The organism is Halorubrum tropicale (assembly GCF_001280455.1).
In the GTDB taxonomy this organism is placed as follows: domain Archaea; phylum Halobacteriota; class Halobacteria; order Halobacteriales; family Haloferacaceae; genus Halorubrum; species Halorubrum tropicale.
The window spans coordinates 102104-117526 of record NZ_LIST01000008.1; the positions used below are offsets into that span (position 1 = coordinate 102104).

The following is a 15423-nucleotide window of genomic DNA, read 5'->3' on the forward strand; positions in this document are numbered from 1 at the left end:
TACGCATGAGCGTTTCCGTTTAATGCGAGAGGTTTACCGTCTCTTTCTGACTGCGCTGACCGTAGAGGTTGATGTTCAGTCGAGCGTTCCACGCTTTGTGGAGTAACGAGAACTCGCGGTGTTTGATGAGCGGGCGAACACCAGTTTCACGGGCTAACGCACGAACTTTCTGATCGTCGTATCCTTTATCATCAAGAAGAACCGCTACTTCTCCGGTGTTTCGCTTGATGAGAGACGGCGAAATCTGAAAACCGAGAGATTGAGTAGAACCCGCCAAACAGCCATATTGAGTCGATTAAACGCCTTACACAATGTCGAAGGAGAGGGGAAGTTCCTCAAGCTTGATGACGCTTTGAATCCGGGGCATCTCGATAAGTTCGTCAAGAAGCGTCCGGACGTCGTATTCTTCCGCACTTTTAAACAGAGGAGAACAACGTGTTGATGAAGTGTGTACCGCTGGTTCGAGAACTTTGTCGCTGATCGATCACCCCAGTCTCCCCGTCCGTACTCGGAGTATCCGAACCGTCGTTCGCTTTCGGGACGGCTCCAAGGACCTGCTGCCGGAGGGGCGCTGCAGCGAGGGAGCCGGTGACGTGTCACCGATCCAGAACCGCGAGCGACATACCGTTGTAGCTCAGGCGCTGGCGGTCGTACTCGATGATCCGGTCGTACCGGCCGAGCAGCGGCGCGGAGTTATCAGCCTCGACCGCTCGAAAGGCGTCCTCGAAGTCCAACACGTCGCAAAGACGTGACGGCTGTCGCAGGGCAGCGTCGGCAGTCATGTACCGGTAGACCGAGGAGACGAACATCTCGCCGAGCGCAGCGCCGGCGAACAACGGGACATATCGGTCGGCGGATCCGAAGCAAGCCCGATGGAGGTTGACCACCCAGCCACCGAGGCTGGTCCCCGACAGGACGACCGGCCCGTCGGCTCGGTCGGTGATACGTTCCGTGAGCGCTTCGAGCAGGCCGGTCGAGGCAGCGAGCATCCCGACGAAGTTCTCCAGATCGCCCATCGCTCTGGCGTACTCTCGACTCGGTCCGTCGTGAAACGGGGCCCTGACGGCAACGAGATTGACCGGCAGCGCCTCCTCCAGCCCGAGGAACAGTCGCCGGAAGGAGTTCGTGCTGAACCGCCCGACGTCGAACGGACGCTCCCCACTGCCGTGGTGATACACGAGCGTCGGATACTCGGGGCCCAGCCACTGCCAGGGCAGATACGCTGTCTCGAACGCCCCGAACGGGGTTTCGACGGCCACGTTGCATCGACCGGCGGTGCTCGGGTTGACTGTTAGCCTCGGCGTCGTGTTCGTCGGCATCGCCGTCGGTATCTCCGTGGCGACAGCCATCCGCTCACGGGCGATGACGCTCGGTATCACCGCGTACCTCGGCCTGGCTCTGCTCTGGGACCTGCTTCCCCAGGGCGCACACCTCATCGTCGAGGGCGGCCCGCCGAGCGGGACCGTTCCCGACTGGTTCCTCCTGCTCGCGTTCGGGTTCGCAGTAGAGTCCTTCCAGGAGGAGACGCTGTTCCGTGGGTTCCTTCAGACCGAACTGGCAGACCGCTACGGTGAGTGGAGCGCGGTCGTCCTCCTGGCCGGCGCGTTCTCCGCCGCCCACGTCGGCTACTATCCGTTCAGTGCGTGGTACCTGTTCGCCGCCGGCCTCGTTTACGGATGGCTCCGAAAGCGTCGGGGGCGACTCCTCGTCCCGAGCATCCCCCACGGGCTCCTCGGGTAGTCGATTCGCCGAGGATATGAGCTACACACTCCCTCGCTCGAAGGCGGTGTAGTCGAAGTCACGTGGTGACGCTGGTGGCGATCCACTCGAAGAGGAGATCCCGGACGCGTGGATACTGCTCCGCGCCGAACTCGGCCCGGTGGAGGGGAAGATAGGCAGCGTAGAGAACCGTCATACCGATCGTCTCCGGGTCACCATCCACGACGAGGTCCCGGTCCTGCCACGCTTCGATGTAGGGCACGAGCAGCGAGAGCTTCCGGTCATGGGTGTCCTTGAGTTCCTCCGCTGACAGCGCAGCATGGACCCGCTCACGGTCCGACCGTGCCACCGTGCGACGGAACAGCGGATTCTCCACGATCGCAACACTCGCCCGCTCGAGAAACCGGCGTACGGCGGTCTCCGGATCGTCCTCGTGTGCATCGAGTATTGCTTCCAAGTCGTCGTGTACGCGTGCTGCTTCCCGTCGAAGGACTGCCGCCAAGAGATCGGCCTTCGAGTCGAAAAACGAGTAGAAAGTCCCGGTGGCGATCCCGGCATCGGCAGTCAGGTCCGCAATCGCCGTGTCCTCCAGCCCGTCAGCGAGGAAGCGGTCGTACCCACTATCGAGTAGACGTTCTCGAATCCGCTCTTTTTCTGCTGGTGTGAAGCGTGGCATAGTGGTTCCGGGCAAGTTGACGATCGCCGAGATCGCGAGTCCCGGCAGACTTCGTACTGGGTCTGTAGACGCCACCCCATTATGAACACACTGGACCTCTGTTCAGTTGGAGCAGTAATTTCTTATCCGAATAGCTGGGATACGGCGAAATATTCCGAATTAAAACTCACTGAACCATATGAATCAAACCATAATTAGATTCATATAGTTTGTTGGTACAGAGTTCAGTATGGAGGAACGCCTCGAGACGCCGCTCGTACACAAGGTACTCACGTCGCCGCTGGGGCGACTGTTTCACTCACGGTTGTTCGAGCGATTCAAGACCAGCGCAGTGGACACCGAATTTCGCGTGCTCCGAGCGCGTGCCGCTGCCGATCTCGCCGGGACTGACATTGATACATTCCTCGACGAGCTCGGCGTGACTGGACCGGTTGACGACTCGTTTGCGGAGAAAATCGGGGATGCGCTCACCAGCCACGCCGACGCCAGGTCCGAGTACAAGCGGGTCGCTGCGGAGTGGGACGATCTGTTCTGGGGCGATAGCGAGTCGACACTCGACGAACGGACACGCCTGGAAAAGGAGCGACGCGAGGCAGGTACTCGGTGGGTGTCGCCCCAGAAAACGTTCAAATTCCTCACGAAAAACGGCCTGGTCGAGATCGTCGACTTCGACGTTCCGGACCCATCGGCTGCGACCGACCGCTGGGGATCTCGCTCGGCCGAAGACGTGTACGGACCGCCCGAGAACCACCCCGACATCGAAACGTCGCGCACGATGCGCGGGCCAGGAACACGTGAGTATCTGGTCCGCTTTCCGTCACCGTCACAATACGTCGACGACACCGCCTACGCGCGGGTATACGAACCGTTCGAGACACTGACGGACCAGTCGCTGCCGACACTCGTGTTCGGCACTGGGCTCGCGATGGCCTGCGATGCCATCGAGTACTGGACGGAAGAGGAGTATGTGGGCCGGTCGCTCGCCCCGAGAGGCTACCGGATCGTGCTCCCCATCCCGCCGTGGCACGGGCGGCGCGAAATCCCCGGGTCGTACACGGGCGAACCGTACCTCGCACGGATGCCCGAAAGCGCGGTCGAACTGTACGCGACACAGGCGACGGAGATCGCCGTGCTAACCGAGTGGGCGCGGTCATGTGGCGCGCCGACGGTCGGCGTCGGCGGGATCAGTCTCGGTGGCATCGTCACGACGCTCGTCGCGTCACACGCCGACACGTGGCCGACGGAATGTCGACCGGACTTCGCCGTCCCGGTGGCGGCGTCGGCACGAGTCGACGACCTCCTGTTCGACAGTTCTCTCACCGAGATCCTCGGTGTGACCGATGCGCTCCAAGCTGCGGGCTGGACCGCTGAGACGATGGATAACCTCGGCCACCTGCTGCGCGCGCCGGATTCTGCTGGGATCGACCCCCAGCGTATCTACCCAGTCGGTGGGCTGCGGGACGAGATGACCCACTATCAGCCGACAAAGAGGGTCTTCGAGGAGTGGGGTGTCCCGACGTCGAATTTCACCGAGTGGGACTGTGGCCACTTCGGTGTCCTATTGCGGGTGATGCGGACCCAGCAGTTCCAGCACCTGTTGACGACCCTCCTGGATGCACCGCGACAGAGCGCGGGACTGGACGCCACGGCGCGTCTCTGAGACGCGCTGTGTCGCACCGCCCGCCGTGGCTGGGGGTCAAGACACTTGGCCATCACTGGTCCTGCGGCCATTCCACCCCGTGAGCACTCTCCACGAGTTCCCGCAGCCGCTGGACGAACCGGGCGGCTGGTGCCCCATCGACGACGTCGTGATCGAACGTCACCGTGAGATCGAGAACCTTCGGGTCGCGACCGCGCCGTCGACGACCATCGGTTTCTCGCTAATTCCACCGACGGTCAACTGGAGCGTGTAGTTCGTCGGACTGACCGCCCACCCGCCCCCTTCACCGAACATCCCGACGGAGGTGACGGCCACGGTCCCAGCCACGTCCGTCCAGCGCCTGGGGAATCACTGTGGGAGTTGCCACACCAGGCGGCGAACGAACCCGGGAAGCCGAAACGCCAGTTCGGCCCACCGTGAGAGGTCCGTCAGGTCCGGCGCCTCCTGTGCCGCCCGGATCTCGTCGTGGATCGAGCGGACCGAACGTTCGTTTGCTTTCCTGATGACGTGGGAGACTCCCATCTGTTCGCCCCTGATAGTCGTCTCGACGAGGACGTTCACGTCGACGCCCTCGAACACGTGGACACGACCGCGCCAATCCCGATACGCGTTGACGTGTGGATGGTCGTCGATCGCGCTGGCGAGACAGGCGACGAGAAACGCGGTGAACGAGAGCAGCTCACCAGTCTCCGACCCGATGGCCGCGATACGCCGGCGCGCCTCGGTCACGTCGACCTCGATGAGCCCGTGGACGTTGCTTCGTCGACCCGCGGTTCGCATGTAATCGACCGTCCCCTGTCGGCGGGTAGGGAACGGATCGATCCGGTCTCCGCTGTCGCTCATGTTCTTTGTTCGTCGGCGGACGGCATACCTCTTGACGTCATCTGCCGCCGCTCCGAACGCGGCGTTTGGCAACCGTCCCTGTCCGGGGACAGGACCAATGACCACGAGTATTGCTGTCATCACCTGGGATTACAACCTATACCCGTGGAGAATAGCTCGCCACCGTTGGGCGCTCGAGTCGACCCATAGATACCGTTCTCCATCCCCGAAGGACTCGTTGAGGGAGGTCTCGTATAGTGTTCGAACTGCTTTTCGATGCCCCTTATTCGGCGAGAACAATCAGCACACCAAGACACTCGATACTGACCGTCAAGACATCCCAAACGCTGAGAACGGAGACAAAGATGGCCGTTCTGTGGGGCGACTGTTCCTGTTGATAACCGTGACCAGGATCGTGAGTTCCATTCTCGCGTCTATAATCGCTCAGCGGCTTCTTGGCGATGAGTCTATTGGGGCTGCTTGAATAGGTGTCTCGAGCAGCCATCTGTCTGATAGCAGCTGCTCCGCTGGCGACCACCCGGCTCAGCCACGAAGAGGTCGAAACCGTATGCATTGAGATGGTCAGTCTCAACTACCATCTGGGGCCGCTTCGATCCTAAGAGAATTAATCTTAAGATTAATCTTAGGGATAGGCCGGTGGTTTCTCCGGGAGGAGCAGCTGCGAGCTGAGTATCAGGGCGCGTCGCTGTTTTGTGGTCACCACCCAGTGGCCATGTCCCAGAGGAGGGCGACGTCGACGACACCGAGGATAACCCCAGCCAGTAGCCATGCATCAAGTAACGATGTGAGGTCGAAGATCGGGCCAGAAACTGCGAGCTCAAAGGCCGACACCAAACTCGTCACCTCAAACAAGAGCACCCCGAAGATGGCCCAGAGCACAGTCGCACCAGCGGCGATGAGAAGCTTGCTCTCGCTCATCTTTGACGCCCTAGCGACACCCACTACTGTCCATCGTACCAGGGCGGCGCACCGAGCGCGTCGGCGTAGCAGTCCAGGTGACACGGTCGCTTCCGGTTATCCGGCCATGCCCTGTCGAGCGGAACCTGCTCACCACAGAGGCCACACTCGGCGGTGTGGCCTGCCTGTCGGGCATCGGGAGAGAGATTTCGCGCCTCGATGTAGAGCTCGTGGAGCGTCCAGGGCGTGAGGCGGACGGCGACGCGCTTGGCCGGCTCAGGATCGCCGTCCGACATCGCGGCCGAGAGCGTAAGCACCCAGTCGTCACCGGGCTCGCCGTCGGTCGCTGGCCCGAGGGCGATCGTCCCCGCGAGGTCGTCGTCGACGTAGCACCAGTCTGCGTCCCGATCGACGTGGTAGTGGCCATCGGGGCGCTGATCCTCGGGATCGACGTCGTCGCCCATCGTGTATCCTCGCTGAGTCAGGCGTTCGCCTTCCGGCCCTGTCCCGACCCGGTCGTGAGCGGGATGTCGGCGTCGATTTCGTCGTACCACACGACCGGCCGCTTCGCCCGGCCATCCTCTTCGAGTTCAACGAGGCCGTAGTCAGCTAGCTCGTTCACGTTCTCGAGAACCTCTGGCGGGTTCCGGTCAACAAGGCGCGCGAGCTCGCGGATGCTCCCCGGCTCGTGTTCGACGATCGCCTCCAAGAGCTCGAGGTTGGTCGAGCGGAAGACGCGACCGAACGTTTCGAGGTTCTCGATCGACAGCGTCGGCTCGCTGGGATCGACGTCCTCGCCAGCGTCGATCGCTTCGAGGCGCTCTTCGAGGTCGCTACGGTCGGCGGACTTAATCTGAACATGGAGTGTCTGGGTCATGGGTGGGGTGTGGGGTTGTGGGTCGGAATTAGTTGCGGGTCTGTACGTCAGTCACCGTAGTTGAACGGGCTACCAGTCGTCGCGCTTCTCTTCTGGGAGCGCCGCCCGCCAGGCGCGGAAGATCTCCGCAAGGCCAGGGTAGTCGATCTCGAAGGTCTCACTGCCGAGGTGGAGTTCGTGGACGCCGTGGTGGTTGTCGAACCGGATGATCGGATCGTCTGCGCCGGCTTCGCCGTAGTGGTAGGCGTACTTGATCCCGTCATCGAACCGATCAGAGGTCGGGACCGAAAGCACGCGTACCCGCGCAACGGTGCCGTCGGCGTAGGCTTCAATCTCGTCTTCGAGTACGGTGACATCATCACTCATCCACACATGTGCCGACGCACCCTGCTCCGATAAGTGTTAGGATAAACCCTAACAAGGCCAAGGAACGGATAGCACCCATGAACGCAACCGAGCGATCGCTCTGTCAGCTGTGAGGCTACACCCAGATGTGGCTGATGCGGTACTACTCGCTGTCGAAGTCGTCATCGACAGAGACCTGGGAGAGCTGTCCGTTGCCTGTCTGAGCTACTGCCCCGCTGACGCCCTTCTCGAACAGGTTCTCGATACCATCTTTGGGCACTCCAGTGAAAAACAGTGGATGATTCTTCTCGGCTAGGTGTTTGGTCGAGTCCCAAGTATAGTTCGGATTTTGAGAAGGCAGGAATTAAGATTAATCTTAATCTTAGTATTAAGGTGAAAGATTCCTTCTACGGTGTCTAGATACGCTACGTGGAGTTCACACGAGAAGAGCGTGAAATACTAGAGCCAAACAGTCCTCGAACGCAGCGGCTCGATCAGCCGTCGTGATCAATATAGTTGGCTTCCCATTCAGCCCGCGCTTCAATCTCTCTGGTGCCCCGACGAGTAGTGCTGTACTCGTTGGTCCGTCGGTCACGCTGGCTCTTCTCGATGAGTCCCTTCTCAACGAGCGTATCGAGATTTGGATAGAGCCGGCCATGATGAATCTCTTTTTCGTAGTAGTCCTCGAGCTTGTCTTTGATCGCGAGTCCGTGGGGGTCATCAAGTCCGGCAACTACGTACAGCAGATCGCGCTGAAAGCCAGTGAGATCGTACATGTCGCAATTTACTCATTCGAGTTTTGGAACACTACAGATCTGGTCCTGTATGGAGCTAAGAGATTCATCACTCTCCCCGTGGGTCACCAACCGGTATTTCACCATATTCTGGACATGAGACCCACCCCTGTCCGAATGCCCCGCCCATCCCTTGGTCCGGACTCCATTCGTGTTCATCCCCACAATGTGGACAGTCTACCAGCGGAGGGTCAATCTCAAGTGCCTCTTGCTGGATGAAATGATTTCCTTGGTAAGAATCACAGTACAGACAGACGTTCCCCCAGACTTTCTTGCCGAGTGTATTGCTGTAGACCCGTTCAACAGGGGTTTCGTAATTCGCTAGTATATCTCCGAGAGGCGTATCAAGATGATCTCCTCGTGGCCAGACCACAGGCGTTTGCTCGCCACACTGCCAGCACTGTGTTTCCCACGTCAGCAACTTCTGGCGATCAACTGGGAGATCGTCTGGGAGCATGATCGTGGAATACTACTCTGATTGACTATCTGGTTCTTTGTCTCTGGATGTGTTAGATTCCCTGTTTCCCCTTCCGATACGTCCCGGTCCGGACCTAAATCGCCCCTTGCCATCCCGGTTCTACATGATCTGTTGTAGGTTTAAGAAGTAGAAGCTACTATTCGCCTCGACTATCATCCCGAGCGCGAAGGCACGAAGCGTGTCTGGCTCAACCAGACCGACGTGAACGCCGAGGTGGGAGCTCTAATTGGTGAGGCGCAGTCCCCAACAAAGAGGGTCTCTTTTCGGCTCGGCAGACAGGCCGGCCTCCGGCGTGAGGAGGCCGCAAGCGTCACAACGAAAATAGGACGAGTTCGGCTCACAGATACGCTCAGAAGCACCGAGGAGGATGGGACCCTCGGTACCATGCCGTCCCTATGGGGTGGAGCTACCACCCATAGAAGACGTGAGAGGCAGATTGTATTGATGTTTCGGAAGGTTGTGAGCTGTCCCTCTGGGTAGGCCTTCGATGTGATCGGCACAGCTGTCGTTACAGATTTACTGTTACAGGCTCTAATAGTTGTTACAGGTACTAATACGTGTTACAGTCTATTCGAGGGTGTCATAGAATTCTTGTTACAGTGTTTATTTCTCGGAATTGGTACTGATTCAGCTGTCAGAACTTGCCTGCGAAGTGAATGACCATGCCACCGACATCTATATCAGTATGAAAAAAGTATGAGTGTATATGCCCGAACACAAACGGAAAGTCGGAGAACGGGGGCAGGTGACGATTCCGAAGGAACTGCGAGACCGTCGTGGCATCAAAGGCGGTGACGAAATTAAATTCGTCGAAGTGAACGACGAGATCATACTCAAACCGCCGACAGATGAAGAACGGCTTGCTGAAGGATATCGAAAGAGAGCCGAGCGGTCTCGTGAGTTGGCTGAAGAAATGGAAGAAGCATCCGCAGGAGCAACCGGGCATCTCGGTGACGCACCCGGCTGGAGCGAGTGAGTTCCGGAGTCAAGTGTGCAGGTACGCCGCGGCGACATTGTCATCGTTGAACTGAATCCCACGAAAGGGAGTGAGCAGCGAGGAAAGAGCCGGCCCTGTGTTGTCATCCAGAACGATGTTGGAAATCAGTACTCACCGACAACCATCCTCGCTCCATTCACAAAGCAGTACACGTCCGGAGATACGTACCCGTTCGAGGTGGAAGTACTAGCTTCGAATACTGCCCTCAATCACGATTCAGTGGCAGATCTAAGTCAAATCCGGGTTGTCGACATCGACGAACGTGTGAAAAAGAATATCGGATCTGTCCCGTCATCAGACATGGTGAAAATCGACTCGGCAATCAAAGATAGCCTCGGCATTTGAGCGAAAAGTTCCGTCAGTGTATCGCCTGTACTAAGCGATTGAGGGAAAAACTATCAACTTCTGAGTATTTCAACAGAGCCATTTAAACTGCTCTGTTGAATCCGATGACGGCACGGGGATCACAATCCCTGAAGGGCAGATTATCTTGCTCTTTACCGCCGAAGAGTTGGATCGATCCATCAAGTAATCTCGATCCGCTCTTTCTCTACCAAGATTCCATTCTTGAATTCTCTCGGCAGCGCTCCTGAACCGACTACAGAGTGACCCGATCCCAACGCCTTCTGCGGATTCACCAGAGCAGAGTAGTACCAATTTGATTCACGCACCGCAAATCGCAAGACTACAGCCCATCAATATATAACACACGAGCGTAACCAAGGCAGCGAGTGTCCGCTTCGTCGTCGGATTTCCGCCGCTATCCTAGTGAAATGCCGTATGTCGGCGACCCCCTGAATTTCTGGAGATACTGGAATAGTATTATTACCAGCCATGATGGTATTCATTCATGAATAGTGAAGCGGACATCCACGTGCTTCACGTCGACGACGAGCCGGACTTCGCTGAGCTGACTGCAGAGTTTCTGAAACGGGAGGACGATAACTTCACCGTCACGACAGCGACGAGCGCCAGTGAAGGGCTAGAACACCTCTCTTGTGGCGACTTCGACTGTATCGTCTCTGATTACGATATGCCTACACAGAACGGTATCGAGTTTCTCAAATCTGTCCGAAAAAACTCTCCTGATCTGCCATTCGTGCTGTTTACTGGCAAGGGCTCTGAGGAGATTGCTGGTGAAGCTATCTCCGCTGGCGTGACTGACTATCTCCAAAAAAAGCGCGTAGCTGACCAGTATACTGTATTGGCGAACCGACTGCGAAACGCCGTCGAACGATATCGTGCGGAGAAAGAGCGCAAACGCCAGCGCAAAGCCATTGAAACGGCTCAAGAAGGCATTAGCATCCTTAATCAGGACGGTGAGTATATCTACGTCAATCAGGCCTACGCAGACATCTACGGGTATGACCCCGACGAGATGGAGGGCAAACACTGGGAACTGATCTACCCCGACAGCGACACAGCGATGGTGCGGGACGTTATTTTGCCGACTGTCGCCGAAGACGGCTACTGGAGCGGGGAGACGACTGGGCTCCGGGCCGATGGGACGACCTTCGTCGAGGATCATACCGTTGCCCAGACGGACACCAGTGAGCTAGTCTGTTCGGTACGGGATCGCTCTGTGGAACAGGAACAGGAGATGGCACTCACTCAATTTCGAACACTTGTCGAGACTCTCAACGACCCGGTCTACGTACTTGATGAAACAGGACACTTCGAATACGTGAACGACGCGTTCATCGAAATAGTTGGGTACGACCGTGAGAGAATTATTGGAGCGTCACCAACACTAATTAAATCATCGGAGGTGGTCGACCGCTCGGAAGATCACCTCGGGAGGCTTCTTTCGTCGAACGGCCCCGATAGTGTACAGTTCGAGATTGAGGTCCAGCCCGCCAAAGGGGAGCCAATCCCCTGTGAGGATCACATGGGCGTCTTACCCTACGAAGGGGAGTCTTTCGAGGGGTCAGTTGGGATTTTGCGTGATATCAGCGAGCGTAAAGAGCGCAAACAAGAGCTTGAGCAGACAAATACTGTTCTTCGTACAATCGTCGAAAATCTACCGATGGGCGTACTCGTTGAAGACGCTGAACGTGACGTACTCATGGCAAACGACCAGTTAGGCGAGACACTTGGCGTCCCAATCAACAGCGAGGAAGTAATTGGACGCGACTGCGCCACAGCAGCTGAAGAATTTAAACCCCGATTCACCGATCCAGAGGCGTTCATCGAAGTGATTTCCGAGCGACTTGAACACCGGGAGTTGGCTCAAAACGAGGAACTCCAACTCACAGATGGTCGCGTGTTGGAACGTGATTACGTGCCCTACACCCTGCCCGAAGGCGAAGCGAACATATGGTTATATCGTGATGTCACGGCACGCAAGCAGCAACGTCAAGAACTTGAGCAGGCCAACGAGTTCCTTTCACAGACCCAAACCGTCGCAGATGTCGGTGGCTGGGAGCTTGACCGCCGAACAGGGTCACTCCGGTGGACCGAGGAAGTCTACCGGATTCACGGCGTCAACATAGACTTCGAACCAACAGTCGAGAACGCAGTCGGGTTCTATCATCCCGAAGATCAGACAACGATTCAGGATGCCGTCGAGCGAGTGTTAACTGACGGGGAACCATACGACTTGGAGTCGCGCATCGTCACAGCTGACGATGAGGTGCGATGGGTCCGTACCCGCGGAGAACCCTGGCGTGAGGATGGCAAAATCGTTGGTGTGCGCGGCACGTTTCAGGATATTACTCAGCGGATAGAACGCCAACAGAGACTAGAGGAGTTCGCCAGCGTTGTGTCACACGATCTTCGGAACCCGCTGAACGTTGCTACCGGGCATCTCGGCTTGGTGGCCGACGAGTGTGACAGCGACCATCTCGACAGTGTCCGCCGAGCACTAGAGCGGATGGAGGCGCTAATTGAAGATCTCCTCGCTCTGGCTCGGGATAATAAAGAGGTGACTGACACTCAGCCGGTTGATCTCGCGACGATAGCTGACAGGTGTCGGGAGAACGTTCAGATGGAACAGGGACGCGTAATTACTACCGTCGATCGAACCGTGTGGGCAGATAGTGGTCGTCTCAAGCAAGTATTTGAGAACCTGTTTCGAAACGCGGCTGAACACGGTGGGTCAGAGGTGACAGTGACGGTCGGAGAACTAGCCGACGGGTTCTATGTTGAAGACGATGGGGCCGGCATTCCGCTTGACGAGCGCAACGCTGTCTTTGAGGTCGGCTACTCTCAGTCGGCAAATGGAACTGGGTTCGGACTGAATATTGTCAAACAGATTGTCGATGCTCACGACTGGCAGATTCGCGTCACGGACGGGACAGACGGTGGAGCACGGTTTGAGATAACGAACGTAAATTTCGTGGATAAATAGACGTTACACTCTTGTGTAGCACATTGTTGATGGACTGTAGTCTTGCAATTTGCGGGTGCGTGAATCAGATTGGGGGTCCACGGTAGAGGTGCTTAGAAAGTCGGTTAGTGTTCCCACTCAGCTACGACGACTGTATCAACAATCTCCTACAGAAGAACAGTCGATCTATCGTTGAGTGAAGCGTGCCGTCGACACGGACCAACCATTAGACGAGGACGCGGGTACCGGGAATAATACCAGTGAGTAGATACTTAGTGAACAGGGACCGAAAGTACCACGATCCGAGATAGTTATACTCATTACCAATCCTGTGGCGAGTGTAATAATCTCGAAAGGAAACCAACCGACCAAGTCAGCAGCTAAACACTCATACCAGTCATGTGAGACCAAGTTCGCGGGCGGCTTCTGCTGAAATAGTGATCCCCTGCTCCCCACGTGAGACAGGGCTAGAAACAGATTCGTCGATGAGTTCGTGTAGATCTGCCATATAGGATTTTGGACGCTCTTCTTGAATGCGTGTTGTCGCCTTCGTTTCGAAGTATGCGCCACGATGTGCCACATATATTTCGACAAACCGTCGCCGGAGCGATTCAGAACTCTCCCAGACGACCGCCGGAACAGAGTCAAGAGCCGTCTTTACACCATGCGGAGCACCCATCGCGACGAGACACCGTCCAAGTACCGAGGCGTCTGTTGCCGGGTACAGTTCAGTCGCACGCTGGTCACTGTCCAGATTGCGACAGTGTGCGTCAACACCGACTGCTGTGAATGCCGCTTCAATCGCCTCACGATCAACCCGACGCCCGAGTGTAATTGCAGGCACAAATGTTTCGTTGATACTCCCACCCGCGAGGATGTGAGCGAGCACCTCGACGAGTGCGCCCGCCATTTTGGAGCTAGGATCAAGCCAGCCGTTAGCGCTTGCTGTGTCAATTCCATGGACTGAGTCAGGTTTTCCTCCATTGAGCCATGGCCGAACTCGCCCAGCTGGAAGTTCAAGCGCGGTCCCGACTGCAGTCCGGCCAGCCTTCGGGTGCTCAGCAGCATATGCCTGGACACGCTGGTAGTCTTCGACCTTCTCCCACGGATCGGCATACTCCCGGTCGGAGTAGGTTCGCGCTATTGAGCGTGCCGTCGGTTCCATACCTATGTATTAACATCCTGAGCGATACATCTTGTGAGACATTTTCACATTTGATACCCTGATCAGAGTGTTTATATCCGCACCTCACATACATTAGAGCATACCGACGGGCGAACTGAAGGTAACGGCAGGATGGAAGGTCATCCTACCACCTCGGGTCTACACGATGTAGGGCCTCACAAGGCACCTAGTATTCTGTACCCCGGTGTCGTTAACCTTCGTATCTGTTCCGTTGGCGACACAACGAAATCATGAACATCAAAACAGCATTCCAAGATAGTGAACGGGCCGTCAGTCCCGTTATAGGGGTTATACTCATGGTCGCAATAACTGTAATTTTGGCGGCTGTGATCGGGACGTTCGTCCTCGGACTTGGCGACAGTATTGGTAACTCAGTCACTGCCGGAGTCACCGTTGAAGGTGAAAATACCACGGATGCGACAGTTACTTTGGCTAACAAAGGAACCGCTGAGGATGTAAGAGTTTCATTCAGCCCTGATGCTGGTGGCAGTGACGCTAATGAAACTATAAGCAATGTTGGAGAATCTGTCAGCCTCGGTAGTGACTCAGGTTCGCCGGATTTCGACGAAGGTGGATCAGTTACTATAATTGCAGTTGGGCCAGATGGAGAAGAGAGCCTTCTCCGATCGTTCAAAGTTCAGTAAATCGATCCCACGGTTATTTTTTTCATCGGTTGAGATGACAGCTCAAGACGACGGAAAACCTACCAGTACTGATATTAAGTGGGGTAAACAACCATTCAAATATACGGCTCTGTAGCATTCGTATTTAGTTAAGCTTGTTAGTAATATACTTAGTTAGAAATATGCCCGATGGTATTGAATCATACTGATCAACCGAGCCAACCATTGTATCCACTGAAATCAAGCAATAAACCGACTCTAGAAACACGAATTTCTCGCCGTAGCGGGAGTAGATCGGCAGAATTCGAACAGAACTCGAGCCAAGACAGCATTACTGAGAGTATTAACTAAAGACGGATGATCCTCTAAGTCTTACACACCTCTACCTATCAATTCCAAAATAGATGCCACTGTTTCACTATTTTTCGGGAAGTGTTTTTGAGAGTCTCAGCAGGGCCGTGTGAATTGGAATCTGTTGGGGCTACTAGAGGGTATCGAGGGAAGCAGTAAGCTGCTGTTGCGTCTCAAGGCCTGTGTAGTACCGATCAACGATCTCTGCTTGATGTTCTGGACAGGTAAGAATAGCAACTGCTCCATCCTGTACGGGGATCACGGGGTGGTCTGGACTATGTCGTGCGAGGTGGCAACTGGGACAGTTGATACCACCGGCTGGCCAATGGTCTACTAGTTTAGTTGTGTTCTCGGTCGTGAACCCAGAAATCGAGGTGAACTGCTCAAGATGTTCATCACAGCCAACAACAGGGAGGGTGAGTTGATCCAAGAGAAGGAAAGACACCGTGTGACCACCTGTGGCGTGGAGAGCAGACTCGCACGCATCACACGGGATAGGCGGATGACTAAGGGAGTCTTCCGTCTGTTGCTGAGAGGAATCTGCTGGAGGCATGTTATGGCTAGGTTTGGGTTGACCCGCTACACAGGTAAGTTATGGGAACGTACCGTTGTCGCCAGCCTCCTGCTAGAATTGGAACTCAGAACAGAT

At 56.3% G+C, this 15423-nt stretch carries 18 protein-coding genes and 1 pseudogene; 7 read left to right on the plus strand and 12 right to left on the minus strand.

What is annotated here, in order from left to right; genetic code table 11:
* Positions 1 to 31 precede the first annotated feature (31 nt).
* Positions 32 to 483 (minus strand): annotated as a pseudogene (locus AMR74_RS18240) (IS5/IS1182 family transposase); the annotation flags it as partial.
* Between the two features lie 113 nt (positions 484 to 596).
* Positions 597 to 1259, minus strand: a complete 663-nt coding sequence (locus AMR74_RS15605) for a hypothetical protein (RefSeq protein WP_053772974.1) — start codon at positions 1257 to 1259, stop codon at positions 597 to 599.
* A gap of 16 nt (positions 1260 to 1275) precedes the next feature.
* On the opposite strand from AMR74_RS15605, the gene AMR74_RS15610 reads away from it, so the two are divergent.
* Positions 1276 to 1740 carry a CPBP family intramembrane glutamic endopeptidase gene (locus AMR74_RS15610; RefSeq protein ID WP_053772975.1) on the plus strand — a complete coding sequence of 155 codons (465 nt, stop codon included), beginning with the start codon at positions 1276 to 1278 and terminating at the stop codon, positions 1738 to 1740.
* A 58-nt stretch (positions 1741 to 1798) separates the two neighbouring features.
* Here the strand turns inward: AMR74_RS15610 and AMR74_RS15615 are convergent, their stop codons facing one another.
* On the minus strand, positions 1799 to 2395 hold the full coding sequence (locus AMR74_RS15615) for a TetR/AcrR family transcriptional regulator (RefSeq protein ID WP_053772976.1): 597 nt from the start codon (positions 2393 to 2395) through the stop codon (positions 1799 to 1801).
* A 229-nt stretch (positions 2396 to 2624) separates the two neighbouring features.
* On the opposite strand from AMR74_RS15615, the gene AMR74_RS15620 reads away from it, so the two are divergent.
* Complete coding sequence (locus AMR74_RS15620) at positions 2625 to 4055, plus strand: alpha/beta hydrolase (protein ID WP_053772977.1); 1431 nt, start codon at positions 2625 to 2627, stop codon at positions 4053 to 4055.
* 52 nt (positions 4056 to 4107) lie between these two features.
* Here the strand turns inward: AMR74_RS15620 and AMR74_RS19970 are convergent, their stop codons facing one another.
* The 7 genes from AMR74_RS19970 to AMR74_RS15645 form a co-directional block, all read right to left on the minus strand.
* Positions 4108 to 4218, minus strand: a complete 111-nt coding sequence (locus AMR74_RS19970; RefSeq protein ID WP_205625975.1) for a 2-oxo acid dehydrogenase subunit E2 — start codon at positions 4216 to 4218, stop codon at positions 4108 to 4110.
* Positions 4215 to 4382 (minus strand): hypothetical protein, encoded by a 168-nt coding sequence (locus AMR74_RS19975; protein ID WP_205625976.1) that lies wholly within the window; start codon positions 4380 to 4382, stop codon positions 4215 to 4217. Before AMR74_RS19975 ends, AMR74_RS19970 begins: the two co-directional genes overlap by 4 nt.
* A gap of 21 nt (positions 4383 to 4403) precedes the next feature.
* The gene (locus AMR74_RS19445; protein WP_205625977.1) at positions 4404 to 5018 is read right to left on the minus strand and encodes a 2-oxo acid dehydrogenase subunit E2; all 615 of its coding nucleotides are present in this window, start codon (positions 5016 to 5018) and stop codon (positions 4404 to 4406) included.
* 576 nt (positions 5019 to 5594) lie between these two features.
* Positions 5595 to 5816 carry a hypothetical protein gene (locus AMR74_RS15630; RefSeq protein ID WP_053772978.1) on the minus strand — a complete coding sequence of 74 codons (222 nt, stop codon included), beginning with the start codon at positions 5814 to 5816 and terminating at the stop codon, positions 5595 to 5597.
* A 23-nt stretch (positions 5817 to 5839) separates the two neighbouring features.
* Positions 5840 to 6259 carry a hypothetical protein gene (locus AMR74_RS15635; RefSeq protein ID WP_053772979.1) on the minus strand — a complete coding sequence of 140 codons (420 nt, stop codon included), beginning with the start codon at positions 6257 to 6259 and terminating at the stop codon, positions 5840 to 5842.
* Positions 6260 to 6276: 17 nt separating this feature from the next.
* Positions 6277 to 6672 carry an HVO_A0114 family putative DNA-binding protein gene (locus AMR74_RS15640; RefSeq protein WP_053772980.1) on the minus strand — a complete coding sequence of 132 codons (396 nt, stop codon included), beginning with the start codon at positions 6670 to 6672 and terminating at the stop codon, positions 6277 to 6279.
* Positions 6673 to 6741: 69 nt separating this feature from the next.
* Entirely contained in the window at positions 6742 to 7038 is a 297-nt protein-coding gene (locus tag AMR74_RS15645; RefSeq protein WP_053772981.1) for a toxin-antitoxin system TumE family protein, read from the minus strand.
* A gap of 127 nt (positions 7039 to 7165) precedes the next feature.
* Here AMR74_RS15645 and AMR74_RS19255 point away from each other — a divergent pair, with 127 nt between their 5' ends.
* Positions 7166 to 7333 carry a hypothetical protein gene (locus AMR74_RS19255; protein WP_167551931.1) on the plus strand — a complete coding sequence of 56 codons (168 nt, stop codon included), beginning with the start codon at positions 7166 to 7168 and terminating at the stop codon, positions 7331 to 7333.
* A gap of 178 nt (positions 7334 to 7511) precedes the next feature.
* On the opposite strand, the gene AMR74_RS15650 is transcribed toward AMR74_RS19255, so the two are convergent.
* Positions 7512 to 7793 (minus strand): helix-turn-helix transcriptional regulator, encoded by a 282-nt coding sequence (locus AMR74_RS15650; RefSeq protein ID WP_053772982.1) that lies wholly within the window; start codon positions 7791 to 7793, stop codon positions 7512 to 7514.
* A 1202-nt stretch (positions 7794 to 8995) separates the two neighbouring features.
* On the opposite strand from AMR74_RS15650, the gene AMR74_RS17820 reads away from it, so the two are divergent.
* From AMR74_RS17820 to AMR74_RS15660, 3 genes are all read left to right on the plus strand, one after another.
* Positions 8996 to 9265 carry an AbrB/MazE/SpoVT family DNA-binding domain-containing protein gene (locus AMR74_RS17820; protein WP_077152393.1) on the plus strand — a complete coding sequence of 90 codons (270 nt, stop codon included), beginning with the start codon at positions 8996 to 8998 and terminating at the stop codon, positions 9263 to 9265.
* A 15-nt stretch (positions 9266 to 9280) separates the two neighbouring features.
* Positions 9281 to 9631, plus strand: a complete 351-nt coding sequence (locus AMR74_RS17825) for a type II toxin-antitoxin system PemK/MazF family toxin (protein WP_077152394.1) — start codon at positions 9281 to 9283, stop codon at positions 9629 to 9631.
* Positions 9632 to 10136: 505 nt separating this feature from the next.
* Entirely contained in the window at positions 10137 to 12635 is a 2499-nt protein-coding gene (locus AMR74_RS15660; RefSeq protein ID WP_053772984.1) for a hybrid sensor histidine kinase/response regulator, read from the plus strand.
* Positions 12636 to 13011: 376 nt separating this feature from the next.
* Here AMR74_RS15660 and AMR74_RS17830 read toward each other — a convergent pair whose 3' ends face one another.
* The gene (locus AMR74_RS17830) at positions 13012 to 13779 is read right to left on the minus strand and encodes a hypothetical protein (RefSeq protein ID WP_077152395.1); all 768 of its coding nucleotides are present in this window, start codon (positions 13777 to 13779) and stop codon (positions 13012 to 13014) included.
* 251 nt (positions 13780 to 14030) lie between these two features.
* Here AMR74_RS17830 and AMR74_RS17835 point away from each other — a divergent pair, with 251 nt between their 5' ends.
* On the plus strand, positions 14031 to 14444 hold the full coding sequence (locus tag AMR74_RS17835) for a type IV pilin (RefSeq protein ID WP_077152396.1): 414 nt from the start codon (positions 14031 to 14033) through the stop codon (positions 14442 to 14444).
* The last annotated feature ends 979 nt before the right edge of the window (positions 14445 to 15423 follow it).